The organism is Streptomyces tatrensis, assembly GCF_049310065.1.
GTDB lineage: Bacteria > Actinomycetota > Actinomycetes > Streptomycetales > Streptomycetaceae > Streptomyces.
The window spans coordinates 6,038,492-6,063,980 of the sequence record NZ_JBMDLB010000011.1 but is presented as its reverse complement, the minus strand read 5'-3'; the positions used below and the strand labels follow the sequence as shown (position 1 = coordinate 6,063,980).

The window sequence follows — 25,489 nt, the reverse complement described above, 5'->3', positions numbered from 1 at the left end:
CGTCCGCGAGGGGAGGCGACTAGCTCGCGCCCTGGTTCTTCGGGGTGAAGGCCGTGCGGTACTGCTCGCAGCTGGAGTCCCACTGCAGGGACCCGGTGAGGGTGCCGTAGCCGGTACGCGTCACCGACCATTCCACCGTGTACTTCCCGGTGTCACACGTGATGCGCTTGCCGCCGGCGATCTTCGTACGGCCCGTCGCGGGCCGGTCCTTGAGGTCCTGGCGCACCTGCGCCACCTCCGCGCGCCGGGCGTCGCGCAGCACGGCGCGCAGGACGAACACCTGCTTGCCGTCCTTCGTGGTCAGCAGCTTCTTGACCCCCTGCGAATCCGACACCGACCACGCGAACTCGTACCCGGGCTCCCAGGCCAGGGTGGTGGGGTCGCCGACCTTGCGCTCGTACTCCTCGGCGCCCTTGGGGCCGGGGCGGGTGATGGTCTTGTACTGGATCCCGGGGTGGAAGCGGAACTGGGCCTCCACCTTGTGCATGTCGTCCTTGGTCCACAGCGACTTCATCTTCCCCTCCCCTCCGCTGGGGTCCTGGAGGTAGGACGCGCCGTCCGCGGCGGTGGCCGCGCCGCCCGAGAGGGCCGGGGCGAGGGCCGCCGCGGCGGCGGCGAGGACGAGGGCGACGGTGCGGGTGCGGTTCATGCCCGGACCAACGGGACCCTCCGGCGGGCCGGAACGACACCGGGCGCCCTTTCACCCGTACGGGATCCGGCCGGGCGGTGCGGGTCAGGCGCTGGGGCCGGTGACCACGGGGAAGCCGGTGGGCCGGCCCTGCTCCTTCAGCCAGGCCAGGACCTGGTCGAGGGCCTCGACGCTCTGGGTCCGGTCGCCGCCGCCGTCGTGGAAGAGGATGGTCGGGCCGTTTCCGATCTCGGCCTTGACGGTGCTGACGATCGCCGCGACGCCGGGCTTGCTGAAGTCCTTGGTGTCGATGTTCCAGCCGAGCGGGCGCATGCCGTGGGAGGCGGCCAGGGCCCGGCTCTCGGGGGTGAACGCGCCGCCGGGGGCCCGGTAGTACTCCACCTTGGCCCCGCCGCCCGCGGCGTCCTCGATCTGCTTCTTCGCGTCGAGGATCTGCTGCTGCTGGTAGGCGAGCGGCTTCTTGTCCATCCCGGTGTTGTGGTCCATCGTGTGGTCGCAGAGCCGGTGGCCTCCGGCGACGACCTTCTTGACCAGGTCGGGGTGGTCCTTGGCCTGCGGCCCGATCATGCAGAAGACCGCCTTCACGTCGTACTTCTTCAGCACCTCCAGCACCTTCGGGGTCCACTTGGGGTCGGGGCCGTCGTCGATGGTGATGTTGACCGCGTCGCCGCCGCTCTCCGACGCGTGGGCTATGCCCTCCGGGACCTGTCCGCCCGGCTTCCCGGGCGCCTGCGGCTCGCCGTCGCCACCCCCCTTCGCCCCGTCGTCGGACTGCCGGGAGACGGGTCGGTGGTTGATGTCCTGGCCCGGGTCGACGAGCGCCGTCACCCCCCACGCGGTCGCGGCCACCGCGACCGCCGCTCCGACGACGGCGATCCGCGCCTTCGTGCCCCGCATCTGTGTGCGCGTCAGGAACCCCATGTGCTGTCTCAACTCCCCATATCGACGTCCGCCGCGTGAGCTCGCACTGGTCAGGACGTCGGTCGGGGATGCGGGGTTCCAGCCGAATGGCCCATAAATTCCGGGTTGCAGGACTTTGGTCCTTGATCATCCCGAATTCCATCCCGACTGAAACCGAGGACGAACGGACCGGCCTCATACCGGACATCCCGGTCCCAAGACCCGGGCTCAAGCCGGAGGTTCACCTACCCATGCACAAGGCAGCCATCACTCCCGCCTTCGCCCTGCTCACACTGCTCGCCCTGTCCGTGACGGCGTGCGGGGGCGACGGGGGCGGGGACGCCGCGGAGGCCTCGCGGCCGCCCGCCGACCTGAGCCTCCTACCGGCTGACGGAGCGAAGGACGTGAAGCCGGACGACGGTCGGCGTGGGCCAGCCGCTCTCCCTCACCTTCGACCACAAGGTGGAGAACAAGGCCGAGGTCGAGCGGCGGCTGAAGGTGACCACGAGCAACAACACCGAGGGCTCGTGGGGCTGGCTGACGGAGACCCTCACCGGCAAGGACCGCGTGGACTGGCGCCCGAAGGAGTACTGGAAGCCGGGCACCCGCATAACCCTGGAAGCCCCCCTGTCGGGGGTGGACACCGGTTCCGGCCGCTACCTGACGAAGTCGTACGCGACCTCCGCCACCATAGGCAGGAGCCGGATCGCCAAGGTAGACATCACCGCCCACCAGCTGACCCTGGAGCGCGACGGCCAGGCGGTGAAGACCATCCCGATCACGGCGGGCGACCCGTCGAGGACACCGACGTGGAGCGGAAAGATGCCCCTCATGGCCAAGGAGGGCCGGATCAAGATGACGGCCGATTCGGTCGGCCTGACCGGCTACGACCAGTGGGTCGACAAGTCGATGCGCATGACGGTCTCGGGCACGTTCACGCACCAGGCGGAGTGGGCGGAGAGCTACATCGGCTCGGCGAACAGGAGCCACGGCTGTATCGGCATGAAGACGGCGGACGCGTCGTGGTTCTACGCCCAGGCCCAGGTGGGCGACGTCTTCGACGTCACGGGCGGCAAGGAAGTGGTGGCCGCCGGCAACGGCTTCGGCGAGTGGAACATGCCGTGGGAGGAATGGCAGAAGCGATCGGCCCTGAAGTAGGGCGTTTCCTGCTGACGCGCAGTGGGCGCGGATCGAGCCGTCGCCGCCATCCACATCTGGTCAGCCAGGTGATCCGAAAGAAGCGGCATAGCCCGTTCGGCGGGGGCCGGACGGGGGCTTGTGTACGGCAGACGAGGTAACTACGGGTAGATAATATAAAACTGACGGTTGCTCTGGGTAGCGCTCAGGACCGACGGGCCCTCGACCCGGTCCGCGTTCGGCAACCGAAGGACAGCACCCATGAACATCCTCCGCACGGCACGCATCGCCGCCCCCGCCCTGGCCGCCCTCACGCTGACGCTGGCCTTCGCCGGCCCCGCGTCCGCCGCCCCCGCGTTCGTGATGCGCAGCGGAGGCCAGATCAATTTCGCCGCACTGCCCGGAGAGTCGAACAACGTCACCTTCAGCGTCAGCAGCGGATTCCTCACGGTGAGCGACGCCGCGAACCCCCTGACCCCAGGCCTCGGCTGTGTCCAGTTCGGCAACCCCAACACCGTCCGCTGCGGTTCGGCGGGCGGGGTGACCCGCATCCAGGCGTCGATGGGCGACCGCGACGACGTGGCCACCAACAACACCACGATCCCGAGCGACCTCGCCGGCGGGGAGGGGGACGACATCCTCGTCGGCGGCAGCGGTGCCGACCGGCTGACCGACTCGGACGGCTGGAACGCCTCGCCCGGCAGCACCCTCACCTTCGACGGACGCGGCGGCAACGACACCGTCCTCAGCCGCAACGGCGGATTCGACCGCATCAACTGCGGTGAGAACACCGGTGACTTCGACATGCTGCTGGCCGACTCCGCCACCCTCGACGCCGTGGTCCCGGGCACGTGCGAGTTCGTCCAGCGCTTCTAGACCGTCCCACCGGGCAGCCCCTCCTGCACTCATCCAGCCCCTCCTGCACTCATCCAGCCCCTCCTGCGCTCACCCAGCCCCTCCGGCGTTTGAGGAGCGGGGGTCCGGGGGCGGAGCCCCCGGTTTCGGGAAGGGGCGGGGTGGGGGAAGGCCCCGCGCAGCGGCCCCACCACCGGCCCGCGGCCGACCCGGGGTACGACGGTGGGCCCGGCCCGGAGGATCCGTAGATCCGCCGGGCCGGGCCCACCACACACACCCGCGCGAGCAACTCAGTGCACGACGGCCGCCTCCGGCACCACCTCGGACTTGTCCGAGCCGCCACCGGCCGCCCCCGCCGGCCCACCGCCCCGGAGCGGGACCTCCTTGACGAACCAGGCGGCCGCGAAGCCGAGTACCGCGATCCCCGCACCCAGCAGGAACGCCGAGTGCGTACCGGCGGCCACCGCGTGCTGGTAGGCCTCCCGCACGACCTCCGGCAGCTTCGCCAGACTCGCCGCGTCCAGCTGCGCGGAGCCCGCCGCGGTCGCCGCTTCGGGGCCGAGCCGGTCGGTCATCGTGCTGGTGACCTGGCTGGTGAACAGCGAGCCCATCAGCGCCACGCCGAAGGAGCCGCCGAGCGTACGGAACAGGGTCGCCGAGGAGGACGCGACGCCCATGTCCTTCATGTCGACGCTGTTCTGCGCGACCAGCATCGTGATCTGCATCAGGAAGCCGAGGCCCGCGCCGAGCACCGCCATGTAGACGCCGGACATCAGGCGGGTCGTCCCGGTGTCCATGGTGGCGAGCAGGAAGAGCCCGACGACCATGAGCCCGCCGCCGATGATCGGGAAGATCTTGTACTTGCCACTGCTGGTGGTGATCCGGCCCGCGACCAGCGAGACGAGCATCATCGAGAGCAGCATCGGCAGGAGCAGCAAGCCGGAGTTGGTGGCCGAGGCGCCCTGGACCGACTGCTGGAAGAGCGGCAGGTACAGCACGCCGCCGAACATCGCGAAGCCGACGAGGAAGCCGATCACGGACATGAGGGTGAAGTTGCGGCTGCGGAAGATGTGCAGCGGCATGACCGGGTCGGCGGCCTTGGTCTCGGCGTAGAGGAAGCCCGCGATGGACAGGACGCCGACGACGATCAGGCCGATGATCTCGGCGGAGCCCCACGCGTACTCGGTGCCGCCCCAGGTGGTGACGAGGACCGTGGAGGTGATGCCGATGGTGAGCAGCGCCGCGCCGAGGTAGTCGATCTTCGGGCGTTCCCCGTGGGTCTTCTTCGGGAGGTGGAGCACCGCGGTGACCATGGCCAGGGCCACGGCGCCGAGCGGGAGGTTGATGTAGAAGGACCAGCGCCAGCCCATGTGGTCGGTGATGGTGCCGCCGACCAGCGGTCCGCCGATCATGGCGAGGGCCATCACGCCGGCCATCATGCCCTGGTACTTGCCGCGCTCGCGGGGCGGGATCAGGTCGCCGATGATCGCCATGACGCCGACCATCAGACCGCCGGCGCCGAGGCCCTGGATCGCGCGGAAGCCGATGAGCTGGCCCATGTCCTGGGCCATGCCGCTGAGCGCGGAGCCGATCAGGAAGATGACGATCGAGGTGAGGAAGGAGCCCTTCCGCCCGTACATGTCGCCGATCTTGCCCCAGATGGGAGTGGAGGCGGCGGTGGCCAGCGTGTAGGCGGTGACGACCCAGGAGAGGTGCTCCAGGCCGCCGAGCTCGCCGACGATCGTGGGCATGGCCGTGCCGATGATCATGTTGTCGAGCATGGCCAGCAGCATCGCGATCATGAGCGCCATCAGGACGACCCGCACGCTGCGCGGCTTCACCTCCTCCGAGGCGTCCGCGTTCTTCTTGATTTCCACCATGATCCACTCCCCTGGCGCATACGCACCGGCCCTGGGACTTACTTGCCGACCGGCTAGTTCACTACAATGGGGAAGGTAGACCCGTAACTAGCCGGGCGTCAAGTAAGTAAGTCAGGGGAGAGTCATGTCCAGCAGCAGTCCGCAGCAGCGCCGCGGCGACACGCGGCAGCGCATCCAGGACGTCGCACTGGAACTCTTCGCCGAGCAGGGGTACGAGAAGACCTCACTCCGGGAGATCGCGGAGCGGCTGGGGGTCACGAAGGCGGCGCTGTACTACCACTTCAAGACCAAGGAAGACATCATCATCAGCCTGTTCGACGACCTGACCCGGCCGATCGACGAGCTGATCCAGTGGGCGGAGGAGCAGCCGCGCACGCTGGAGATGAAGCGGGAGGTCCTGCGCCGCTACAGCGAGGCGATGGCGGGCGGCGCCTCCCTGTACCGCTTCATGCAGGAGAACCAGGCTTCACTGCGGGAGCTGAGCATCGGCGAGACGGTGAAGAAGCGTCTCTTCGCCCTGGTGGACCTGCTCCGGACCGGCCAGGAGGATGCCCCGCTGGTCGACCAAGTGCGGTGCGTGAGCGCCCTGTTCACCCTGCACGCGGGAATGATGTTCCTCCAGCACGTGGAGGGCAACCCGGAGGAGACCCGCCAGGCCGCCCTGGAGGTCGCGACGGACCTGATCACGCAGGCCCACGGGCAGGCATAGCCCGCCCGTTCACTCGATCGAACGAACAAGACGCCAGATGATTACTCTCCGTAGTCATTGCGGCTACTTTTGGTGATGTGCGCTGCGGAAGAGCCGCGGCGCCCGAGCCAAAGGCACCGCCGTCATGTTGCGTCTCGCCCTCACCACCACCGCCGCCACCGCGGCAGCCGTCTTCGCCACCGTTCTCGCGCCGCAGGCACCCGCACCCGCCGCCGCGCCTCTCTCCTATGTCGCCCTCGGTGACTCGTACAGCGCCGCCTCTTTCGTGCGCCCGTGGAACACCGACGGATGCGGCCGTTCCGAGCAGGATTACCCGCACCAGGCCGCGCGGCGGCTGAAGTTGAAGCTCACGGATGTCACCTGCTCCGCCGCGGAGGTCAGAGCGGGGCTGCTGGGTCCGCAGACCGAGCTGAAGGGCCCACCATCCGTACCCCCACCGGGCGGGTGGACCGCGAAGCCCGCGCAGATCGGGGCCGTTACGGCAGCCGCCGATCTCGTCACGGTCGGCGCCGGCGGCAACTCCGTGGGCTTCTCGGAGATCGTCGAGACCTGCGTGAAGCGGGGCCTGGCCTCTTTCGGTACGGGCACCCCGTGCACCGATCACTACGCGCGGGGCGGGGGCGCCGCGGGACTCGACGCCCGGTTCACCGCGCTGGAGGCCGATCTCGCGGCTCTCCTGAAGGAGGTCCGCACGCGCGCTCCGCGCGCCGGTGTGGCGGTCGTCGGGTATCCGGCCGTCGTGGACGAGTCCGCGGGCTGCGGCTGGGGCTCCTGGCACCAGCTCGGAACCGTGACCAAGGGCGACATGCCCTGGCTCGACAGCCTGGAGCGCCGGGTCAATGCCCTCCTGCGGGAGCAGGCCCGGCGGAGCGGCGCGGTGTATGTGGACACGTACGCCTCCAGCACCGGGCACGGGGTGTGCGCGAGTGGGGAGCAGCGCTGGATGTACGGGATCAAGGACAGCCTGACCGGGCCGGGCGAGCAGAGCGACCCGCCCTCAGAGCTCTGCCGCTCCATCCCGGCCCGGGGCGAGGCCTGCACCGTCCTCCACCCCAACCTCCGCGGGGCCACCCACCAAGCGGACCGCGTCACCGAAGCCCTCACCGCACTGAGCGTCCGGGCGGGCAGGGACTAGGAGGCCGGGGCGGATCCGTCAGCGGCTCAGGTCCCGGAAGCGCTTCACGGCGAGCGGGAAGAACACCGCGACCAGGGCTACCGGCCAGGCCACCGCGAGGAGTTCCGCGTGGGTCGCGGCCCAGGAGTCGCCGGCCGCGCCCGGGTTGCCGAACAGGCCGCGTACCGCGGTGGCCGTCGCGGACATCGGGTTCCACTCCACGATCGTGCCCAGCCAGGAGGGCATGGACTCGGGCGAGGCGATGACGTTGGAAAGGAAGCTGACCGGCCAGACGAGGATCTGCACGGCCTGGACCAACTCCGGCCTGCCCGCGACCATCGCCAGGTGGATGCCGATCCACAGCATCGCGAACCGCAGCAGCAACAGCAGCCCCACAGCGCCGAGGAAGGAGGCGAGACCCTCGTGCCAGCGCCAGCCGATCGCATATCCGACCGCGATCATCACGGCGAGGCCCAGCACCGATTGCAGCATGTCGGCGACGCTCCGGCCGACCAGGACCGCGCCGGAGTTCATCGGCATCGAGCGGAACCGGTCGATGACCCCCTTGTTGAGGTCCTGGGTGACCGAGAGCATCGTGCCTTCCAGACCGAAGGCCATGGTCATGGTGAGCATGCCGGGGACCAGGTAGGCCGTGAAGTCGCCCTCGACGCCCCGTCCGCCGCCGATCAGGTAGCTGAACATCAGCAGCATCATCACCGGGAAGACCAGCCCGACGACCACCTGCACGGGCTGTCGCGCCCAGTGGGCCAGCTCGCGGCGGGTCATCGTCCAGGAGTCCACGGCGGCCCAGCTCAGCTTCGAGCCCGTGCCGTGCTGCGTGCTCACACCGTGCGTCGCACTCATGCGGCCTCCTCCCTCGTCAGGTGCATGAAGACCTCGTCGAGCGTCGGCCGGCGTACGGCGATGTCCTCCGCCTCGATGCCCGCCGCCTCCAGCGCCCGCACGGTCTCGGTCAGGGCCGCCATGCGGTCGGTGACCGAAGCGCTGACCATGCGCCGGTCCTCGTCCACCGCCACGTCGCCGGGCAGGAGCGAGGCGGCGCGGGCCAGTTGGGCCGTGTCGTGCAGGACCACGTCGATGCGGTCGCCGCCCGTCTTGGTCTTCAGCTCGTCGGCCGTGCCCTCGGCCATGACCTTCCCGTGGTTGATCACCGCGATCTTGTCGGCCAGCTGGTCGGCCTCCTCCAGGTACTGCGTGGTCAGCAGGACGGTCGCGCCGCCGCCGACCAGGGAACGCACCGCGTTCCACACCTCCGCGCGGCCGCGGGGGTCGAGGCCGGTCGTGGGCTCGTCCAGGAAGAGCACTTGGGGCCGCAGAATGAGGGAGGCCGCGAGGTCGAGCCGCCGCCGCATGCCGCCGCTGTACTGCTTGACCGCCTTCTTGCCGGTGTCCGCGAGCCCGAACCGATCCAGGAGCTCATCAGCCCGGGCGCCCGCACGGCGGGAGCCGAGATGGTAGAGGCGGCCGAACATCTCCAGGTTCTGGCGGCCACTGAGCTCCTCGTCGACAGCGGCGTGCTGGCCGAGCAGCCCGATCCGCGAGCGCACCTCGTCGGGCCGGGTCCTCACGTCGAAGCCCGCCACCTCGACGCGCCCCTCCTCGGGGCGCAGCAGCGTGGACATGATGCGTACGGCCGTGGTCTTGCCGGCGCCGTTCGGGCCGAGAATCCCCTGGATCGTCCCGGCTCGGACCGTGAGATCGAGGCCGTCGAGGGCCTGCTTGTCCCCGTACTTCTTCCGCAGACCTTCGACGACGATCGACAGATCGTGGTCAGACAAAGCACACCCCTCCACCAAGTAGTCAAATTTGACCAGAGAGGGAAAGGTAAGCCACTCGGGGCGGTTAGTCAAACTTGAATAGAGATAGGCTAGTCAAAATTGCCCAAGAGTGGAGAAGCGCATGTCAGCGATCCGGCTGCTGGTCCTCGGCGCGGTCCGCCAGCACGGACGGGCGCACGGCTACCAGGTGCGCAACGACCTGGAGTTCTGGGGCGCCCACGAGTGGTCCAACGCCAAGCCGGGCTCGATCTACCACGCGCTCAAGCAGATGGCGAAGCAAGGACTCCTCATCGCGCACGAGGTCGCTCCGAGCGCCGTCGGCGGCCCGCCCCGCGTCGAGTACGAGATCACCGACAAGGGAACCGAGGAGTACCTCACCCTGCTGCGCGAGGCCCTGAGCTCGCACGAGCAGAAGTCCGACGTCGTCTCGGCCGGCCTCGGCTTCATCGTCGACCTGCCCCGCAGCGAGGCCGTCGCCCTCCTCGAGCAGCGGATCGCGGGGCTCGAGCAGTGGCGGTCCACCGTCACCGAGTACTACACGCCGGAGGACGGGCCGGGGCAGCTCGGCCACATCGGCGAAATCATGAACCTGTGGGTGCACTCGGCCGACAGCGGCGCGGAATGGACCCGCGGACTCGTCGAGCGGATCGAAGGCGGCGCGTACACCTTCGCGGGGGAGGGCGAACCCTTCGTGGGCGTGCTCGCGGACGACGAGCCGAACCCGTACGCGACAGGGCCGCACCCGGAGGACGACCGCTAGGCCGCGCATCCCGGCAGCCTGCGGGGTTCAGTTGTAGTAGGTGTCGAACGAGGCGATCCAGAGCGCCGACAGCGGCAGGACGGACAGCTGGACGGCCGCCGTGGTCCAGCAGCGACCGAGGATCGCGGCGGAGGCGCTCCACAGAGCCGTCGTGCGCAGCAGAGCCACCGCCCCCGCCTGGTAGCCCTGCCCGGCGGGATCCATCATGCCGGGGTACCCCAGCCAGTCCTCGGTGAAGATCCCTTCCGTGCCGAACACGACGACCGCCGACACCAGCCACAGATCGGCCGACAGGACCGCCACGGCGAGCCTCCTGTCGAAGCGGAGGTACGCGGGGGCAGGGAGCAGCAGCCGGGCGAACGGCTGCCCGTGACCCCGCACCCACTGCTCCCCCCGGATCCGCCACAGCACCGAGGCGGCGTACCCGAGCCAGGCGAGCGCCACGGCCCAGCCGGCCATGAAGAACAGCCCGAAGATCAACGCACCCATGCCTCAGGAGATGCCCCCGCCCACCCGAGCGGTTCCCTCCGGGGGCGGTGGAGGGAGTCCTGGGCCGATACGGCAGCAGGACCCGGCCGCGTGGTGCGGTCCGGGTCCTGATCTGTGCGGGGTCGCCCTGGGGCGGGGGTGCGTCAGCTCTCGGCGGGAGCGTCGGCCGCCGGCTCGGCGCCCTCGGCCTCGGCTGCCTTCTCGCGCATCTTGCGCAGCAGCTCCGCCTTCTGGTCGGCGGCACCCTGGCGGTCGAGGTTGCGGTGCGGGCCGTTGTTCGCCCGCTCGGCGCGGGACTGCCGCTTGCGCTGGCCGCCGCCCTGGCCCACGGGGTTGTTGATGTTCTTGCTAACGGTCACGGGTTCTCCCGGTCATGAGTACGGAGTGATCTACGGATGCGTCGGTGGGGAACGGTCGGCGGCGTCGTCTTCGAAGGACGTCAGCCGGGGCCCATCACGCGCTCACTCGTAAATCGGCCTCTGGAAGAACATGACAAAGACGTTACCCGCTTCCGTCGACCCCTGACACCAACCGTTGCGGGGCGGCCTTCAGCGGGCTTCCCGGGACTCCCGCCACTGGGCGAGTTCGGCTTCGACGTCGAATTCCCCGAGGTTCAGCGGGGGGCCGGGCGGGGGCCTGCGCAGGGCCGTGCGGATCTTGTCGTTGATCTCCGTGAGGAGGGCGCGGACCTGGCGTTCGGTGCGGGCGGCCTTGATCGCCTCGCGGGCGTCTTCCGCCTCCTTGCGCAGTGCGAGCGCCGGCGGGAGGACCGCGAAGCCCTCGCGGTGCAGTTTGCCCTTGATCCACCACAGCTCGTCGTACGGGGCGTCGAGCGAGGCCAGCGGCTTTCCGAAGCCGGGCAGGTTCTCGATCTCGCCGCTCGCCTCGGCCTGTCTGATCTGGCGGTCCACGAAGGATTCGAAGCTGACACCAGGCGGTTTGCGCTCGGTCACATTGCCTCCCAAGGGTCCCTGCCAGCATAACTCCGAGGACTGGGGAGGGGGTTGCGGAGCGTAACCGCCCCCTCGGTCTCAGAGGCGGCGGTCCGACTCCTCGATGGGGATGTCGTTGATGCTGGCCTCGCGGCGGCGCATCAGACCCGCGGCGTCGAACTCCCACTGCTCGTTGCCGTGGCTGCGCCACCACTGGCCGCTCGCGTCGTGCCACTCGTACTCGAAGCGCACCGAGATCCGGTTGTCGGTGTACGCCCACAGCTCCTTGCGCAGCCGGTACTCCAGCTCGCGCTCCCACTTGTCGGCGAGGAAGGCGCGGATCTCGGCGCGGCCGGTCAGGAAGCGGTCGCGGTTCCGCCAGGCGGAGTCCTCGGTGTAGGCGAGGGAGACGCGTTCGGGGTCGCGGCTGTTCCAGGCGTCCTCGGCGGCCTGCACCTTGGCGCGGGCCGACTCCTCGGTGAAGGGCGGCAGTGGCGGTCGCACGGAGGGAGAGGAAGGAGAGGAGGGAGTGACAGTCACGGTGGGACCTCTCGGCATCGACTGGGCGGGGGCGAGAACGACCGTTCTCACTCTGCCTCGAGCCTAGAGAACGCGCGTTCTCCGCGCAAGCGGTTCTGGTCTACGCTGCTTTCATGCCCGCCGCCCCGATGAACGACGAAGACGCCCGCACCCGCCTGCTGGACGCCGCGGAGGCCCTGTTCTACGCCGAAGGCATCCAGGCCGTGGGCATGGACCGGATCCGCGCCGAGTCGGGCATCCCGCTCAAGCGGCTCTACCGCCTCTACCCGGCCAAGGAATCCCTGGTCACCGCCTATCTGGAGCGCCGCGACCGCCGCTGGATGGCGAGCCTGCGCGCAGCGGTCGCGGGGCAGGCCGACCCGGTCGGGGCGGTCTTCGAGTGGCTCGCGCGGTGGTTCTCGGAGCCGGGCTTCCGCGGCTGCGCGTTCCTGAACGCGTACGGGGAGCTGGGCACGGGCCCCGCCGGGGTGCTGGACGTCGTACGCCGCCACAAGGCGGAGCTGCGGACGCTGCTGGCCGGCGTTGCCGGGCCGGTGCCGGGGCCGGGCCGGGAGGGGCTGGCGGAGCAGCTGATGCTGCTGGTCGAGGGGGCGACGGTGGTCGCGGCCCTGGAACCGGGCCCCGAGGCGGCGGTTCGGGCGCGCGAGGCCGCGTACGTCCTGGTTCGGGCAGACGGGGGGATTCACGCGGCTGCCGAGTGATCGGTTGCGCGTCGTACACAACTGTGTCGCATTGTCAGCTTTTAACTGGTGTTGGGACTTTTGTCCACCGGAAGACCGCATTCGGCGGTCGCCCTCCGGTTCCGTCGCTTTTCCTCGCGGAGGAAACACCCTTGTCTGCTTCCCGCTGCACGTCGGCCGCCCTGGTCGTCGCGGCCGTCACCGCGACCTGCCTGCTGCCGGCCGCGCCGGCTTTCGCCGCCGGCTCGCCGCACATCCGGTTCTCCCAGCCGTACGTCCCCTCGATCGCCGCCGGCAAGACCGGCCGCGTGGTGATCGTGGCGGAGACCGGCGGCGATCCGGCACTCAGCAGCAGCTTCCGGATCACCGCGCCGGAGCGGACGACCTTCCCCGAGGCCCGCTTCTACTGGAACGGCGACCGCGCGGGCGCGCCCTGCACCCTGTCCGGCAACGCCCGCCAGCTGACCTGTGACGCCGGGACCCGTGCGGGCTTCGCCTTCCCGGCACAGAGCGACACCCGGCTGGGCGTACTCGTACGGGTGGACGCGGACGCTCCCGAGGGCACGACGCTCGACGGCGGCGAGTGGGCGGCCGGCACCGGCTCCCCCGGCCTGTACGCGGTGTCCACCCCGGTGACGGGCCCCAAGGGCGACGACGGGCAGGACGGGCACGACGGGAAGCAGGGCCACGACGGAAAGCCCGGAAACCACGGCAAGCCGGGCCGCCCCGGCCCCAAGGGCGACAAGGGCGACCAGGGCGAGAAGGGCGAGAAGGGCGAGCGCGGGGACCGCGGGGACCGCGGCGAGAAGGGTGACCGCGGCGAGAAGGGCGAGCACGGGCCGAAGGGACCGCAGGGACCCAAGGGCCACAAGGGACCGAAGGGCGACGCCGGACCGCAGGGTCCGAAGGGCGACCAGGGACCGGCCGGAGGCCCCCAGGGCCCGAAGGGCGACACCGGGGCACCCGGGCCGAAGGGCGACACGGGTCCGGCGGGCGGCCCGAAGGGCGACACCGGCCCGGCCGGACCGAAGGGCGACAACGGCACCGAGGGCCCGACGGGACCGGCGGGCGTGCCCGGACCGGGCGGACCGCAGGGCCCCAAGGGCGACACCGGCCCGGCCGGCGGACCCAAGGGCGACAAGGGCGAGAAGGGTGACAAGGGCGACCGCGGCAACACCGGCCCGGCCGGACCGACCGGCTCGCGCGGACCGGGCGGACCGGGCGGACCGAAGGGCGACCAGGGCCCGAAGGGCGACCGCGGCCCCGGCGGACCGAAGGGCGACAAGGGCAAGCAGGGCGAGAAGGGCAACCGCGGACCGGGCGGACCCAAGGGAGACCAGGGTCCGAGGGGTCCGCAGGGCCCGAAGGGCGACAAGGGCGACAAGGGCAAGCCCGGCGCGTGCAAGTGCGGCAAGGACCACGGCGGCAAGGACCACGGCGGCAAGGACCATGGCGGTAAGGACCACGGGGGCAAGGACACCAAGCCCGGCAAGCCGATGGCCCGCATCGTCAGCGACAAGCTGCACGTCCGCACCGGCCCCGGCACCCACTACGGGAAGACCGGCGTGATCAAGCGCGGCGGCGAGGTCCAGGTGATGTGCAAGACCAACGGCACCTCCGTCGACGGCAACACCATTTGGTACAAGCTCGCCGACGGCCGCGGCTGGATCTCCGCCCGCTACGCCGCGAACCTGAACCGCATCCCCACCTGCTGACCCAGCCCCACCCATCCTTCGGTGCGCATCGAGGCCCCCGGGCCCCGGTGCGCACCGAAGTCGTTTCCGCCCCTCACCGACAACGAAATCCGAAGCAGTCATCCACCGGGACCGCCAATCCCAGCCATCAACAGGTAGTTGAACAAAAGAAACCGAAGAGTAGCCCTTGTGTCCCCGTCACCACCGCGGGCAAGATCTAGCCCTTGTACAAGGCTCAGAAGGGCGCAACCAGTGGTGAGCAAAAGGGCCGGCAACGACGGGGGCGGCCTCCGGGCCGGCGCCCTGGGGACGTTCGACTCCATCGTCATGGCGGTCGCGGGCTGCGGGCCGGCGTACACGGTCGCCGCGACGATCCCCGTGCTCATCGCCGCCGTCGGGGTCGCGGCCCCCGCCGTGCTCCTGTACTGCGCGATACCGATGATCGGCATCGCGCTGGCCTTCCGTCATCTGGGGCGCCTCGACGTCAACGCGGGGGCGAGCTACGCATGGGTGGCGCGCACGCTGCACCCCTTCCTCGGCTTCCTCAGCGGCTGGGCCCTGGTCGTCGCCGCGACGGCCTTCCTCGTCTCGGCCACCCTCCCGGCCGGCAGTGCCACCCTCGCCCTCATCAGTCCGGAACTGGCCGCGAACACCGGCCTGGCCACGGCCGTCGGCGCGGGCTGGTTCCTGCTCATGGCGGGCGTGGTGGCGCAGGGCGCCCGGATCAGCCCGTACGCCCGCCGGATCCTCACCGGCGTCCAGCTCCTGCTGCTCCTGGCCTTCGCCGTCGCCGCCCTGGCCAAGGACGGGAACGCGGCGGACTTCTCGCTCTCCTGGTTCGGCTTCGGCCACTTCGACGCGTCGCACGGCTTCGTCTCCGGCGCGCTGATCGCGGGCGTCAGCTACTGGGGCTGGGACGTTTCCAGCAATCTCAACGAGGAGACCCGCACCAGCCGCCGTTCCTTCGGCCTCGGCGGCCTGATCGGAGTCGCGCTGTCGTTCGCGATCTTCGTCGTCTTCACCGTCGCCACCAACATCCTCATCGGGGCGGACGCGGTACGGGACAACCCCGACGGCTTCCTCTCCGTGCTCGGCGACGCCGTCTGGCCGGGCTGGGGCGGCCGGCTGCTCGTGCTCGCCGTCGTGCTGTCCATGGTCGCCACCCTGGAGACGAGCCTGCTCCAGGCGACCCGCACGCTCTTCGCCATGGGCCGCGACCGCACCGTGCCCGCCGCGTTCGGCCGCATCCACCGCGACTGGCAGACGCCCTCCGTCGCCACGGCCACCGTGGCGGCCGTGGCGCTCCTCCTCGTCGCGGTGTCCGCCACGGCCGGCTCCGGCACGCAGTTCGTCCGGGACGCCGTCAGCGGCATCGGCCTGCACATCGCCTTCTACTACGCCCTCGCCGGCCTGGCGGCCGTGGTCGCCTACCGCAAGGTGCTGTTCAGGTCCGTGGGCACCTTCCTCTTCGTCGGGCTGTGGCCGCTCGGCGGAGCCCTGTTCATGATCTGGATCTTCGCCATGTCGGTTCCGGAACTGACCGGCAGCGCCCTCGCGATCGGCCTCGGGGCGCTCGCGCTGGGTCTGATCCCGATGACCTTCTCCCGGCTGCAGGGAGTCTCGTACTTCAGGCCGAGGCCGCTGGATCCCGAACAGGACGCCTTCCGTGAGGAACAGGGCTCCGGACCGGGCCCCGGACCCGGCCTGGCGGCGGCCGAACGGCGGGACGACGTACTCACCGACTTCTGACGCCGACGCCACGAAGAGCGCCGGCACCCCGTGCCCGCACCGGCGCCGGCCTCGTCCATCCCCACCGATCCGAGGAGTGTCCATGGCACCCTGGCCGCGCCGCCGCCGGTCCGGAGCACCGGTCTACGACCAGGCGTTCGGCGACCGAAGCCTGGAACAGTGCCGCCAGGACATGGTGATGGGCCGCTGGGAAGGGGCCCGCGACCTCCTGGCCGAGCACCCCCCGGGCGACTGGGACCGGCGCGCGCACCGCATCCGCCTGCTCGCGGACGCCGCGGCGAGCCGGCGCACCGTGGACGTCTGGTACGCCGCCGACCCGACCGACCCGAACGCGGCCGTACTGCGCGCGGAGACCGAGGTGATGCGGACGTTCGCGGTGGCGCGCAGCGGGACGATGCCCGCGAACGACAGCCTGGACCAGGTGGCCGGGCTCTGTCTGCGGGCCGCCGATCTGGCACCCGAGGACCCGTACCCGTACGTCTCCCTCGTGACGCTCGCCAGGCTCTACGACCGCGGCGACCCGAACATGGGCCACTGGTGGAAGGAGCTCCGCGCCCGCGACCCCTACCACCGGGAGGCCCACCACCAGGCGCTGCGCTACCTCTCCCCGCGCTGGCACGGTTCGAACGGCGAGGCCAACAACTTCGCCTGGGACGTGGCCGTCTACGCCCCGCCCGGTTCACCGCTGGTGGTGCTGCCGCAGGTGGCCCGGGCGGAGCAGTACCGGCACCAGGTGGAGGCGGAGGGGCGCACGGCGATCGGCCTGGCCTACCACTGGAGCGGGGACCGGGCGCGCTGGGACCTGCGCAACGCGCTCGACAACTGGATCGCCCACCGCACGGTGTCGTACGCCCAGGACGTCGCCGACCTGAACTACCTGGCCCACGGCCTGGTCCACGCGGGCATGGAGGCGCAGGCGCCGCCCGTCTTCGCCCTGCTGGACAACCGGGCCACGAGGGTCCCGTGGTCGTACAGCGGCGACGCGGAGAGCCTCTTCGTCCGCTGGCGGGACAAGTCACTGGACGCGCCGGACCAGCGGCGGGTCTGAGACGGCGGGCCCGGTTGGTTTGTCAAGCCCCGAAAGTCAGGGGCATGACGCGGTGCGCCGGTCCGGGCTCAATGGAGGGAGGCGATCACGTAGAGCAGGTGACCACCCGCATCATCGGCGTTTCTCTCCGCCCTGTCCCCGTCTGCTCGCCGGAGGTGAACTCTCATGACCCACAGACCCCGCACACGACGACGGTTCGCCGTTCTCACCGTCTCGGCCGCCCTGGCCGCCGCAGGCGCACTCCTGCCCTCCAACGCGTTCGCCGTGTCGGCGGCGGCGGCGCCGCAGGCCGGCCCCGCCACCGTCACCGCGACGGCATCCGGTCACGACGGTCGCCGCGATCGCGGTGACGACCGCTACCGCATCCGCTACTGCCACTGGCACCAGGGCGCCCACCATCAGAGCTGGGGCCGTTGGGACTGCCACACGTACTGGTACGGAAACGGTCACTGGAAGGGCGACTGGAAAGGCGACTGGAAGGGTGACTGGAAGGGCTCCTGGAACGGCCAGTGGAACGGCCAGTGGAACGGCCACGACGGCCGCGTCCACCACACCTGATCCGCCCGGCCGGAAGGCTGAAACCACACTCCGGACCGGGTGCCACAGCCGCCCGGTCCGGCTCCCCGACATCCCGTGGAAAAAAGTTCGGCGGCGATGTCGAGAACCCGTGCCCCGCTCCGTCTCCTCAGTGAACGCGGCCAGAATGGGCCGTACAGCACCGAGGAGACCACCATGGCCAAGTACCTGCTTCTGAAGCACTACCGCGGCGCCCCGGCTGCCGCCAACGACGTCCCCATGAGCGAGTGGACGCCGGAGGAGATCACGGCCCACATCCAGTACATGCGCGACTTCGCGGACCGGCTGGAGGGCACCGGCGAGTTCGTCGACGGTCAGGCGCTCGCCCCCGAGGGGACCTGGGTCCGCTACGACGGCGAGGGCCGCCCGCCGGTCACCGACGGCCCCTTCGCCGAGACGAAGGACCTGATCGCCGGCTGGATGGTGATCGACGTGGACAGCTACGAGCGTGCCGTCGAGCTCGCCGGTGAGCTGTCGGCGGCCCCCGGCGCGGGCGGCAAGCCGATCCACGAGTGGCTGGAGCTGCGCCCGTTCCTGGCCGCGCCGCCGACCGTCCCCGAGTGCCACTGACATGTCCATCGACGAGGCCCTCCTCCGGAGCCTCACACCGAGCGTCCTCGGGATCCTCGTCCGCCGCGGAGCAGATTTCGCGGCGGCCGAGGACGCCGTACAGGAGGCCCTGCTCGAAGCGGTCCGGGTCTGGCCCGAGGCCCCTCCCCGGGATCCGAAGGCCTGGCTGGTCACGGTCGCCTGGCGCCGGTTCCTCGACGCGACGCGCGCGGACACCGCCCGCCGCCGCCGCGAGGACCGGGTGGAGGTGGAGCCGGCGCCCGGCCCCGCGCCCGCGGTGGACGACACGCTCCAGCTGTACTTCCTGTGCGCCCACCCCTCCCTCACCCCGTCCTCCGCCGTCGCGCTCACCCTGCGCGCGGTCGGCGGACTGACCACACGGCAGATCGCCGCGGCCTACCTCGTCCCCGAGGCGACCATGGCGCAGCGCATCAGCCGCGCCAAGCGGACGGTCTCCGAGGTCCGCTTCGACAGTCCCGGCGACGTCGGCACCGTCCTGCGCGTCCTCTACCTGGTCTTCAACGAGGGCTACTCCGGGGACGTGGACCTGGCCGCCGAGGCCATCCGCCTCACCCGGCGCCTCGCGGCCTCCATCGACCATCCCGAGGTGTCCGGGCTCCTCGCCCTGATGCTGCTCCACCACGCCCGGCGCGCCACCCGCACCGCCCCCGACGGCAGCCTGATCCCGCTCGCCGAGCAGGACCGCGGGCGCTGGGACACGACGCTGATCGCCGAGGGGATCGGCATCCTCCACCCGGCACTCGCCCGCGACCGGCTGGGCGAGTTCCAGGCGCAGGCCGCCATCGCCGCCCTCCACGCCGACGCGCAGACCACCGGGGAGACCGACTGGGTGCAGATCGTGGAGTGGTACAACGAGCTGGTACGCCTGACCGACAGCCCGATCGCCCGCCTCAACCGTGCGGTGGCGGTCGGCGAGGCCGACGGCCCGCGCGCCGGCCTGGCGGCGCTGGCCGAGCTGGACGCCGCGCTCCCCCGCCACACCGCGGTCGCCGCCTACCTCCACGAGCGCGACGGCGACCTGTCGACGGCGGCCCGTCTGTACGCCGAGGCGGCGCACCGGGCCCCCAACCTCGCGGAACGCGACCACCTGACCCGCCAGGCGGCCCGCCTGAACCTCGCCCGCCGCGACTGACGCGACTGACACGCACGACCGCGCCGCCGTTTCACTGACCGGGACGGCGGGGGACGTCGGCCCCTGGCCGCGGGGATTCCCCCGTGATCAACTCGATCCACATGACCCCGATGTCCCCCGATGCCCCCCGTGCACCCCGTGCTCCCTTGACCCCACGAGAGCACGCGCCCGCTCCGCCCGGCGGCCTCTCCCCCCGCCCGCGCCGCACGGCGTGGGCCGCCGTCCTGGGCCTCCTCGCGGTTCTGGGTCTGGCCGCGTCGGTGCTCGTGGGGGCCGTCGCATGGCGGGACGTCCGGCAGCTCGACGCCTACGACACGGCCCCGGCCTGCACGCCGGGAGCCACACGGCACTGCCGGACGACGGTGGCCGGCAGCGCCTCGCAGCTCCCGCACCAGGGGACGTCGCCGACGCCGGGCAAGGGCCGCTCGCTCGTCTTCACCCCGGACGACGGAGGTCGGCCGTGGTTCGTGACGGCCGGAGCGGGAACGGCCGAGCGTCTGCGCGCCGATCCGCGGGTCAGGGTCGAGGTCTTCGACAACCGCGCGGCCCTCCTCACCACCGCCGACGGATCCTCCGAGGCCGTCGTGGGCGGCCCCCTGGACGTAGGACGCGAACGGGTGGGCTACACCGTGATGCTGCTGCTCTTCGTCTCCGCGACCGCGAGCACGGCCGTACGGTCCTGGCGCCTGGGCTTGCTGGTGGGGCCGGGGTTCGGAAGGTTCGCCCGGATCCTCCTCGGCGCCGCCGTCACGTTCCTCGCCGTGCCGCTGGTCGTCGCCTTCACCCTCGGTACCGCGTCCACGCTCACCGGCCTGGCCTGGACCCTCGGCATCGCAGCCGCCGGAACGGCCCTCCTGGTCCGGCTCGGCCGGGAGGGCGGCCCGCGCGTCCCGTCCGGTCCGGTCAGGACGCGGGCGTGCCCTGCTTCGGCTTCGAACTCGGCTTCGGCTTCCGCTTCACCTCGGCCAGGTTCACGCCTTCCTCACCGGAGGCCCCGAACGCTTCGACGTGCACGCCGTCGCCGGTGCCCGTAACCTCCAGGGCCAACTGGCTTCCCCACATGCGCAGGTCGACCCTGACCCGGGGCGCGCCGGCGTGATCCGGCATCCGGTGGATGAGCGCCGCCGGGTAGCCGAGGTCCGTCAGCTTCTTCCGCATCGCCTGGTAGTCGGCCGGCTTCGTGTTCTGCGTGTTCTTGAACGCCTCGGTGATGCGCTGTGCGTACTCGCCGCCGATGCACTCCTCCGCGGGGTTCAGAGTCATCTCCTCCTTCGGGTCGGGCGCAGTGAAGTCGGGGTCCGGCTCCGGCGGCGCGGGCGCATCGGGCAGGGGGACCGGTACGCCGTCGGCGGCGCTCGGAGGCTCCGACGGCGTCCCGCCCGGCACGTACTCCGGCCCGGGACCCGCCTCCCAACCCGGCAGGTCCTCGGGCTCGGGCGGGACTCCCCCGGGCGCGACTTTCGCGTCCCGCAAGTCTTCGAGGGATACGCCCTTGTGGTCCGCGATCGCCTGATCGCAGCTCGACGGCATGTCGGTCATCATCTGCATGAACCGCAGCATCTCGTCCTCGCTCAAGGCTTCGCCCTCGCCCGACGGATCCTCCTGCGCGGATACCGCCGAGACCGCGCTGCCCGCGAGGGCCTGATCGGTGGTGGCGTTCCGGGTACCGCAGCCGGAGAGAACGACGCAGCCGAGTACGGCCAGCAGTACGGACTTCGGGAGGGAGTTTGATCTCATGCCCGCATCATGCGGACACCGCCGCACCGGCCACATGAGTACTCCTACTCACCTCGCCCTGAGCTGGATCCCGTCAACACGACCACGCATCAGGCCTGCTGGGGCCCTGCGGACGGTCCCCTCTGGGGTTCTGGGGTTCAATGGGGCACGTTCGCCGGGTGGGGCGGTGTGCCCCAAGGGGACGGGGGAGAGTGGCTGTGCGCGTTCTTGCGGGCCGGTACGAGCTGGCGGCGTTCGTGGGCCGGGGCGGCATGGGCGAGGTCTGGGCCGGCCGGGACCGGGTGATCGGCCGACACGTCGCGGTCAAGCTGCTTCCGCACAACCAAGGCGACCCCGGCGGCGCGGAGTTGTTCTTCCGGGAGGCGCGCACCGCGGGCGGCCTCAACCACCGCGGCGTCGTCACCGTCCACGACATGGGCCAGGACCCGGCCGACGGGACGCTGTTCCTCGTCATGGAGTACATCGAGGGCCGGGACCTGGCGGCCGTGCTGCGCCAGGACGGTCCGCCGCCGGTGCCGGTCGCGCTCGGGTGGGCCGCCCAGGGCGCGGCCGCACTGGCCGCCGCGCACACCGCGGGCATCGTGCACCGGGACCTCAAGCCCGCCAACCTGATGCTCACCACCGGCGGCGAGATCAAGATCTTGGACTTCGGGATCGCCCGCTACATGGCGGCCAGCGACAAGTCCAGCAAGGTCATGGGCACCCTCGCCTACATGGCCCCCGAACGCTTCGACGAGCAGAGCGGGGACGCCCGCTCCGACCTGTACGCCTTCGGCTGCGTGCTGCACGAACTCCTCACCGGCAGCACGCCGTTCGCGGCCACCGGCCCGGTCGCGATGATGACCGCGCACCTCAACAGGACGCCCGTCCCGCCCGGCACCCTCCGCCCGGACGTCCCGGCCGCCCTCGACGCCCTGGTGCTACGCCTCCTGGCGAAGGCCCCCGAGGACCGCCCGGCCTCCGCCACCGAGGTCCACGACGCCCTACGCGCCCTGGCCGCGGCTCCCCAGACACCGCCCTCCCACGCCCCGGCGCCCCAGACGCCGACCTCCCTCGCCCCGGCATCCCTGGGCCCGGTCGCCCCGGTCGACTCCCCGATCGCCCCGGCCACCCAGGCCGCCCCCGACCTGCCGGCCCTGCCCGACCTGCCCGCGAAGCCCCCCGCCGGGTTCGGACCCGCACCCGACCCCCTCCACAGCCTGGCGACCCAGACGGCGGCGACCCCGCCCAGGCCCCCGCATCCGACCGTCTCCGACGCGGAGAAGGCCGACGAGGCAGAGAGGCCCGAAGGGGCCGCGACGGCCGGCGAGGGCAGGAAGCCCCAACCCCTCTCCCGCCGACGCATGGTGTGGCTGGGCCTCGGCGCGGCCGTGGTGGCCGCGACGGCCACGACGGCCGCGCTCCTCGACGGGGACGACACCCCCAAGACACCCTCCGACGGAAACAACACCGCCTCCGACGCCGCCGCCCCCTCCCCCGGCCGGCCGGATCCCGGGCCGCGCGGCTGGCGCTTCGAGGCGCACACCGTCATCCCCTCGTCCCCCGTCCTGTCGGCCGGCACGCTCCGCTTCACCGACGGCCACACGATCTACGGTCTGGACGCGCTCACCGGGGCGGAACTGGCACAGGTCGCCCTCACGGACTACGTGGGCGAGCTCACGGCGGCCGACGGCATGCTGTTCTTCGCCGACTCCAAAGGAAAGCTGCACGCGCGGAGCGGCAGCGAGAGGTGGGTGTTCGCCGCCGGGGACGTCATCCCCGGCAGGCCGGCCGTCGCCAACAGCAGGGTCTACTTCGGCAGCAGGGACAAGAACGTCTACTGCGTCGACACGAACAGCGGCCTCAAGGTCTGGAGCTTCGACGCGGGAGAAGAGGTCTTCTGCCCTCCGACCGTGGTCGACGGGATGGTCTACATCGGCGTCGGCGGCTCGGAGTCGGCGCTGTACGCCCTGGACGCGGTGTCCGGCCGCAGGATGTGGGCGTTCCGCGGGGGAGCCAGGTTCCACCTGACCCCCGCGGTGGCCGACGGCCTCGTCTTCGCCACCGGCGGCGACGACAGCCTCTACGCCGTGGACACCGCCACCGGCACCAAGAAGTGGTCCGTGTCCCTCAAGCGTGAAGCGGGCGCCGACTCCCGGTGCCGGCCTTCACCCCCGGTCGTCGCCTCGGACACGCTCTACGTGGGCGGCGGCGACAACGCCCTCCACGCGCTGGACCCGAAGACGGGCACCGAGAAGTGGACCTTCGACATCAACGGCCCCTTCACCCCCTCGAAACCGACCGTGGTGGACGGCAGGGTCTACGTCACCGACCTGTACGAACGGTTCGGAGACGTCTACGCCATCGACGCGGAATCCGGCTGGCAGAAGTGGACCGCCCGGACCGGCGCCAAGGTGGGCGACGCCCCCGAGTACGCCCCGCTCGTCGCGGGCGGCCTGGTCTACGTCACCAACGAGAGCGGCGTCCTGGCCATCAACGCCACCTCCGGAACCCTCCCCGCCTGACCCCGGACCGCCCTCCGAGGTTCTGGCCGCGCTTCCGTGCGGCTGCGAGAGGGACGACCCCTGTCCGTGTGGACCGCTTGCCGCTAAAGCACCACGGGAACGGGGACGGCGGCCGGCACGACCGCCGACATCCCGGCGGGCAGGAAGTGTCCGCGCGCATGGTTTTCGCCCCGGGCCTGCGGGCGCGGTGTCTTGTCCAGGTTGAGCGAGCCGACGTGGTCGTTCAGATTGACGGCCTGGGGCTTGTAGTTGTAGAGGTACGTGCCCTGGTCGGTGCGGTCGTAGGAGGCCAGGCGGCCGCCGTTGGCGTCGGTCACGTCGAGGCTGGGGAGCCTCTCCCCGGGGTCCAAGGCGATGATGTCGGTGGACTCCTCGACGGTCCACTGGTCGCGCAGGCTGGCGGTGTACAGCTTGGTGTTGTTGTAAGCGGAGCGGCCCTTGTGGGCGGGCTGCCTGCCCTTCAGGTTGTACTCGACTTTCTCGGCGGCCCCGTTGTTGCCGAAAAGCCAGACGCGGGCGGGGCCGGAGGCGTTGTACTGGTCGTTTTCGTAGAGGCACAGGTGGGCGGTGGGGCAGGCGGCCAGGCCCTGGCCGGTCTTCACCCGAATCTCGGGGGTGGGGGCAGGAGCGGCAGCGCTGCTCCCCGGGAGAACCAAGGGCAGCGCGGCCGCTGCGAGGACGCCGGTCAGTACGGTACGGATCTTCATGCCAGTCCTAACCGGACCGGGCCGATCACGGACACGGACTCGAACACGGACTCGGACTCGGACTCGGACAGATCAGCAGACGACCGTTCCGCCAACGCCGCGGGCACCTGATGTACGGGGACACCGTGCAGGCCAAGCCCCGAACGGCACTCCTGGACTTCGTGGCGCCTGGGGGCCAGGCAGCCAAGGTGCTACGACACCTTCTGGGCTCGTCCGGTCAGACGACGAGGAGGGCGACGATGCCCAGGACAGTCAGTGCGGTGACGGCCAGGGCCACGGCGGTGATCGCCGCGTGGCGGCTGTGGGCCACCTCGCGTCGGCTTGGGGCCGCCGTTTGTCGGCTGACGTTCCGCTGCCGTCTGCGGGCGATGTCGGGGAGCCTCTTGATGAGGAACAGGGCGGCTATCACCACCAGCAGCAGGGGCAGGAGTTTGAGCATGTGCATGGGGGGTCCAGTCCGTGTGGTGGGTGCCGTGCCGCCTCACGGTAGACGCAGTGCAGAAGGGATCGACGCCCGCCCCCAAGATGCTCGGGGGCGGGGGTGCGGCGGTGCGCCCAGGTACTGGGCATGGTCGTGGGCATCCCGTTGATCACCAACGCGGGTGGCATCTCACTCCCGCGAGGCCACTGCCCCGGCCAGGTACCCGGCGGCCCCCGCGACCGGGAGGCTCGCCCAGGTCCGCGTCCCACCGCCGGGCTCCCTGGACTCCCCGAAGCCCCACGCCCCGCCGCAGTCCCGCACGACGGCGGCCATCACCCGCAGGGCGGCCCGCCGCCGGGCCTCGCAGTGGGCGGCGAGGCGGGGGTGGGAATGGGCCGCGTGCCCGTCGTAGACGGTGAGCCGCAATGCTCCCTCGCGGTGGCGGAGGGCGAGGTACAGGCTCCGGCCCGGATCCAAGTACCAGGCTGCGGCGACGAGTTCGCCGACCACCTGCACGGCGGCGGGCACGACCCGGTCGAGGTGGTGGGCGTGGAGGACGGACCGTACGGTGCTGCGCGCGATCTGGGCGCTGTACGGCGCCCCGGGCACGGTCAGGCTGCACGACAGCCCGTCGGGAGACGGCGGCTCATCACTTGGCGGGCAAGCGTCGAAGCAGCCGGGACCAGCGGACATGAAGGGGCTGAGCATGACGGACTCCCTGTCGTGAGCGGTGGTTGCTCTCGCGTTTGGTGGGGGCAGTGGCTCGTCGCCGAAGCCGAGGCCTAGGCATGCTGCGGCGATGCACTTCCAACTCCCTTGCGTGAGCGGTGCATTACCTAACGTAGCGCAGCGGTGCACAATTTTGCACCCGACTAGGGAAAGATGG

Annotated in this window: 26 protein-coding genes; 14 read left to right on the top strand and 12 right to left on the bottom strand. The window is 71.1% G+C overall.

Going from position 1 to position 25,489, the window contains the following annotated elements; translation table 11 throughout:
* Positions 1-19: 19 nt before the first annotated feature.
* Both ACODT5_RS43720 and ACODT5_RS43715 read right to left on the bottom strand, forming a co-directional pair.
* A complete protein-coding gene (locus ACODT5_RS43720) occupies positions 20-649 on the bottom strand; it encodes a hypothetical protein (RefSeq protein ID WP_422524464.1) in 630 nt (209 codons plus the stop codon).
* Positions 650-733: 84 nt separating this feature from the next.
* A complete protein-coding gene (locus ACODT5_RS43715; RefSeq protein ID WP_422525225.1) occupies positions 734-1,561 on the bottom strand; it encodes a polysaccharide deacetylase family protein in 828 nt (275 codons plus the stop codon).
* A gap of 414 nt (positions 1,562-1,975) precedes the next feature.
* Here ACODT5_RS43715 and ACODT5_RS43710 point away from each other — a divergent pair, with 414 nt between their 5' ends.
* Both ACODT5_RS43710 and ACODT5_RS43705 read left to right on the top strand, forming a co-directional pair.
* Positions 1,976-2,707, top strand: coding sequence for a L,D-transpeptidase (locus ACODT5_RS43710; RefSeq protein WP_422524463.1), 732 nt, complete (start codon positions 1,976-1,978; stop codon positions 2,705-2,707).
* Between the two features lie 240 nt (positions 2,708-2,947).
* Positions 2,948-3,562 carry a hypothetical protein gene (locus tag ACODT5_RS43705; protein WP_422524462.1) on the top strand — a complete coding sequence of 205 codons (615 nt, stop codon included), beginning with the start codon at positions 2,948-2,950 and terminating at the stop codon, positions 3,560-3,562.
* A 269-nt stretch (positions 3,563-3,831) separates the two neighbouring features.
* On the opposite strand, the gene ACODT5_RS43700 is transcribed toward ACODT5_RS43705, so the two are convergent.
* Positions 3,832-5,421: an MDR family MFS transporter gene (locus tag ACODT5_RS43700; RefSeq protein WP_422524461.1), complete on the bottom strand. Its 1,590-nt coding sequence runs from the start codon at positions 5,419-5,421 to the stop codon at positions 3,832-3,834.
* 124 nt (positions 5,422-5,545) lie between these two features.
* Here ACODT5_RS43700 and ACODT5_RS43695 point away from each other — a divergent pair, with 124 nt between their 5' ends.
* A complete protein-coding gene (locus ACODT5_RS43695) occupies positions 5,546-6,130 on the top strand; it encodes a TetR/AcrR family transcriptional regulator (protein ID WP_422524460.1) in 585 nt (194 codons plus the stop codon).
* A gap of 124 nt (positions 6,131-6,254) precedes the next feature.
* Positions 6,255-7,265, top strand: a complete 1,011-nt coding sequence (locus tag ACODT5_RS43690; protein ID WP_422524459.1) for an SGNH/GDSL hydrolase family protein — start codon at positions 6,255-6,257, stop codon at positions 7,263-7,265.
* Between the two features lie 18 nt (positions 7,266-7,283).
* Here ACODT5_RS43690 and ACODT5_RS43685 read toward each other — a convergent pair whose 3' ends face one another.
* Positions 7,284-8,108 (bottom strand): ABC transporter permease, encoded by an 825-nt coding sequence (locus ACODT5_RS43685; RefSeq protein WP_422524458.1) that lies wholly within the window; start codon positions 8,106-8,108, stop codon positions 7,284-7,286.
* The gene (locus tag ACODT5_RS43680; protein ID WP_422524457.1) at positions 8,105-9,043 is read right to left on the bottom strand and encodes an ATP-binding cassette domain-containing protein; all 939 of its coding nucleotides are present in this window, start codon (positions 9,041-9,043) and stop codon (positions 8,105-8,107) included. The genes ACODT5_RS43685 and ACODT5_RS43680 overlap by 4 nt, the downstream gene beginning before the upstream one ends.
* Before the next feature lie 121 nt (positions 9,044-9,164).
* Between ACODT5_RS43680 and ACODT5_RS43675 the strand changes: the two genes are divergently transcribed.
* Entirely contained in the window at positions 9,165-9,803 is a 639-nt protein-coding gene (locus ACODT5_RS43675; protein WP_422524456.1) for a PadR family transcriptional regulator, read from the top strand.
* Positions 9,804-9,830: 27 nt separating this feature from the next.
* Here the strand turns inward: ACODT5_RS43675 and ACODT5_RS43670 are convergent, their stop codons facing one another.
* The 4 genes from ACODT5_RS43670 to ACODT5_RS43655 form a co-directional block, all read right to left on the bottom strand.
* A complete protein-coding gene (locus tag ACODT5_RS43670; protein WP_422524455.1) occupies positions 9,831-10,292 on the bottom strand; it encodes a hypothetical protein in 462 nt (153 codons plus the stop codon).
* Positions 10,293-10,435: 143 nt separating this feature from the next.
* The gene (locus ACODT5_RS43665; protein WP_422524454.1) at positions 10,436-10,651 is read right to left on the bottom strand and encodes a DUF6243 family protein; all 216 of its coding nucleotides are present in this window, start codon (positions 10,649-10,651) and stop codon (positions 10,436-10,438) included.
* A gap of 189 nt (positions 10,652-10,840) precedes the next feature.
* The gene (locus ACODT5_RS43660) at positions 10,841-11,245 is read right to left on the bottom strand and encodes a DnaJ family domain-containing protein (protein ID WP_422524453.1); all 405 of its coding nucleotides are present in this window, start codon (positions 11,243-11,245) and stop codon (positions 10,841-10,843) included.
* A gap of 78 nt (positions 11,246-11,323) precedes the next feature.
* Positions 11,324-11,782 carry a nuclear transport factor 2 family protein gene (locus tag ACODT5_RS43655; protein ID WP_422525224.1) on the bottom strand — a complete coding sequence of 153 codons (459 nt, stop codon included), beginning with the start codon at positions 11,780-11,782 and terminating at the stop codon, positions 11,324-11,326.
* Positions 11,783-11,892: 110 nt separating this feature from the next.
* Here ACODT5_RS43655 and ACODT5_RS43650 point away from each other — a divergent pair, with 110 nt between their 5' ends.
* The 9 genes from ACODT5_RS43650 to ACODT5_RS43610 all read left to right on the top strand — a co-directional run bounded on the left by ACODT5_RS43650 (position 11,893) and on the right by ACODT5_RS43610 (position 23,475).
* A complete protein-coding gene (locus ACODT5_RS43650) occupies positions 11,893-12,465 on the top strand; it encodes a TetR/AcrR family transcriptional regulator (RefSeq protein WP_422525223.1) in 573 nt (190 codons plus the stop codon).
* Between the two features lie 131 nt (positions 12,466-12,596).
* Positions 12,597-14,159: an SH3 domain-containing protein gene (locus ACODT5_RS43645; RefSeq protein WP_422524452.1), complete on the top strand. Its 1,563-nt coding sequence runs from the start codon at positions 12,597-12,599 to the stop codon at positions 14,157-14,159.
* 234 nt (positions 14,160-14,393) lie between these two features.
* On the top strand, positions 14,394-15,887 hold the full coding sequence (locus ACODT5_RS43640; protein ID WP_422524451.1) for an APC family permease: 1,494 nt from the start codon (positions 14,394-14,396) through the stop codon (positions 15,885-15,887).
* Positions 15,888-15,969: 82 nt separating this feature from the next.
* Complete coding sequence (locus ACODT5_RS43635) at positions 15,970-16,935, top strand: hypothetical protein (protein ID WP_422524450.1); 966 nt, start codon at positions 15,970-15,972, stop codon at positions 16,933-16,935.
* Between the two features lie 165 nt (positions 16,936-17,100).
* The gene (locus tag ACODT5_RS43630; protein ID WP_422524449.1) at positions 17,101-17,493 is read left to right on the top strand and encodes a hypothetical protein; all 393 of its coding nucleotides are present in this window, start codon (positions 17,101-17,103) and stop codon (positions 17,491-17,493) included.
* Between the two features lie 174 nt (positions 17,494-17,667).
* On the top strand, positions 17,668-18,081 hold the full coding sequence (locus ACODT5_RS43625) for a YciI family protein (RefSeq protein ID WP_385372329.1): 414 nt from the start codon (positions 17,668-17,670) through the stop codon (positions 18,079-18,081).
* A 7-nt stretch (positions 18,082-18,088) separates the two neighbouring features.
* On the top strand, positions 18,089-19,234 hold the full coding sequence (locus ACODT5_RS43620) for an RNA polymerase sigma factor (RefSeq protein ID WP_422525222.1): 1,146 nt from the start codon (positions 18,089-18,091) through the stop codon (positions 19,232-19,234).
* 146 nt (positions 19,235-19,380) lie between these two features.
* Entirely contained in the window at positions 19,381-20,268 is an 888-nt protein-coding gene (locus ACODT5_RS43615; RefSeq protein ID WP_422524448.1) for a hypothetical protein, read from the top strand.
* 900 nt (positions 20,269-21,168) lie between these two features.
* Positions 21,169-23,475 (top strand): protein kinase domain-containing protein, encoded by a 2,307-nt coding sequence (locus tag ACODT5_RS43610; RefSeq protein WP_422524447.1) that lies wholly within the window; start codon positions 21,169-21,171, stop codon positions 23,473-23,475.
* 83 nt (positions 23,476-23,558) lie between these two features.
* Here ACODT5_RS43610 and ACODT5_RS43605 read toward each other — a convergent pair whose 3' ends face one another.
* The 3 genes from ACODT5_RS43605 to ACODT5_RS43595 form a co-directional block, all read right to left on the bottom strand.
* Positions 23,559-24,182, bottom strand: a complete 624-nt coding sequence (locus tag ACODT5_RS43605) for a peptidase inhibitor family I36 protein (RefSeq protein ID WP_422524446.1) — start codon at positions 24,180-24,182, stop codon at positions 23,559-23,561.
* 217 nt (positions 24,183-24,399) lie between these two features.
* The gene (locus ACODT5_RS43600) at positions 24,400-24,627 is read right to left on the bottom strand and encodes a hypothetical protein (protein WP_422524445.1); all 228 of its coding nucleotides are present in this window, start codon (positions 24,625-24,627) and stop codon (positions 24,400-24,402) included.
* Positions 24,628-24,792: 165 nt separating this feature from the next.
* Positions 24,793-25,311 carry an ATP-binding protein gene (locus ACODT5_RS43595; RefSeq protein ID WP_422524444.1) on the bottom strand — a complete coding sequence of 173 codons (519 nt, stop codon included), beginning with the start codon at positions 25,309-25,311 and terminating at the stop codon, positions 24,793-24,795.
* Between the last annotated feature and the right edge of the window lie 178 nt (positions 25,312-25,489).

Bases quoted from the DNA above. Each gene is read 5' to 3' on its own strand.
- ACODT5_RS43720 (WP_422524464.1), bottom strand. From the start codon at position 649: ATGAACCGCACCCGCACCGTCGCCCTCGTCCTCGCCGCCGCCGCGGCG.
- ACODT5_RS43705 (WP_422524462.1), top strand. From the start codon at position 2,948: ATGAACATCCTCCGCACGGCACGCATCGCCGCCCCCGCCCTGGCCGCC.
- ACODT5_RS43700 (WP_422524461.1), bottom strand. From the start codon at position 5,421: ATGGTGGAAATCAAGAAGAACGCGGACGCCTCGGAGGAGGTGAAGCCG.
- ACODT5_RS43695 (WP_422524460.1), top strand. From the start codon at position 5,546: ATGTCCAGCAGCAGTCCGCAGCAGCGCCGCGGCGACACGCGGCAGCGC.
- ACODT5_RS43690 (WP_422524459.1), top strand. From the start codon at position 6,255: ATGTTGCGTCTCGCCCTCACCACCACCGCCGCCACCGCGGCAGCCGTC.
- ACODT5_RS43685 (WP_422524458.1), bottom strand. From the start codon at position 8,108: ATGAGTGCGACGCACGGTGTGAGCACGCAGCACGGCACGGGCTCGAAG.
- ACODT5_RS43675 (WP_422524456.1), top strand. From the start codon at position 9,165: ATGTCAGCGATCCGGCTGCTGGTCCTCGGCGCGGTCCGCCAGCACGGA.
- ACODT5_RS43670 (WP_422524455.1), bottom strand. From the start codon at position 10,292: ATGGGTGCGTTGATCTTCGGGCTGTTCTTCATGGCCGGCTGGGCCGTG.
- ACODT5_RS43655 (WP_422525224.1), bottom strand. From the start codon at position 11,782: ATGCCGAGAGGTCCCACCGTGACTGTCACTCCCTCCTCTCCTTCCTCT.
- ACODT5_RS43650 (WP_422525223.1), top strand. From the start codon at position 11,893: ATGAACGACGAAGACGCCCGCACCCGCCTGCTGGACGCCGCGGAGGCC.
- ACODT5_RS43635 (WP_422524450.1), top strand. From the start codon at position 15,970: ATGGCACCCTGGCCGCGCCGCCGCCGGTCCGGAGCACCGGTCTACGAC.
- ACODT5_RS43630 (WP_422524449.1), top strand. From the start codon at position 17,101: ATGACCCACAGACCCCGCACACGACGACGGTTCGCCGTTCTCACCGTC.
- ACODT5_RS43625 (WP_385372329.1), top strand. From the start codon at position 17,668: ATGGCCAAGTACCTGCTTCTGAAGCACTACCGCGGCGCCCCGGCTGCC.
- ACODT5_RS43605 (WP_422524446.1), bottom strand. From the start codon at position 24,182: ATGAAGATCCGTACCGTACTGACCGGCGTCCTCGCAGCGGCCGCGCTG.
- ACODT5_RS43600 (WP_422524445.1), bottom strand. From the start codon at position 24,627: ATGCACATGCTCAAACTCCTGCCCCTGCTGCTGGTGGTGATAGCCGCC.
- ACODT5_RS43595 (WP_422524444.1), bottom strand. From the start codon at position 25,311: ATGCTCAGCCCCTTCATGTCCGCTGGTCCCGGCTGCTTCGACGCTTGC.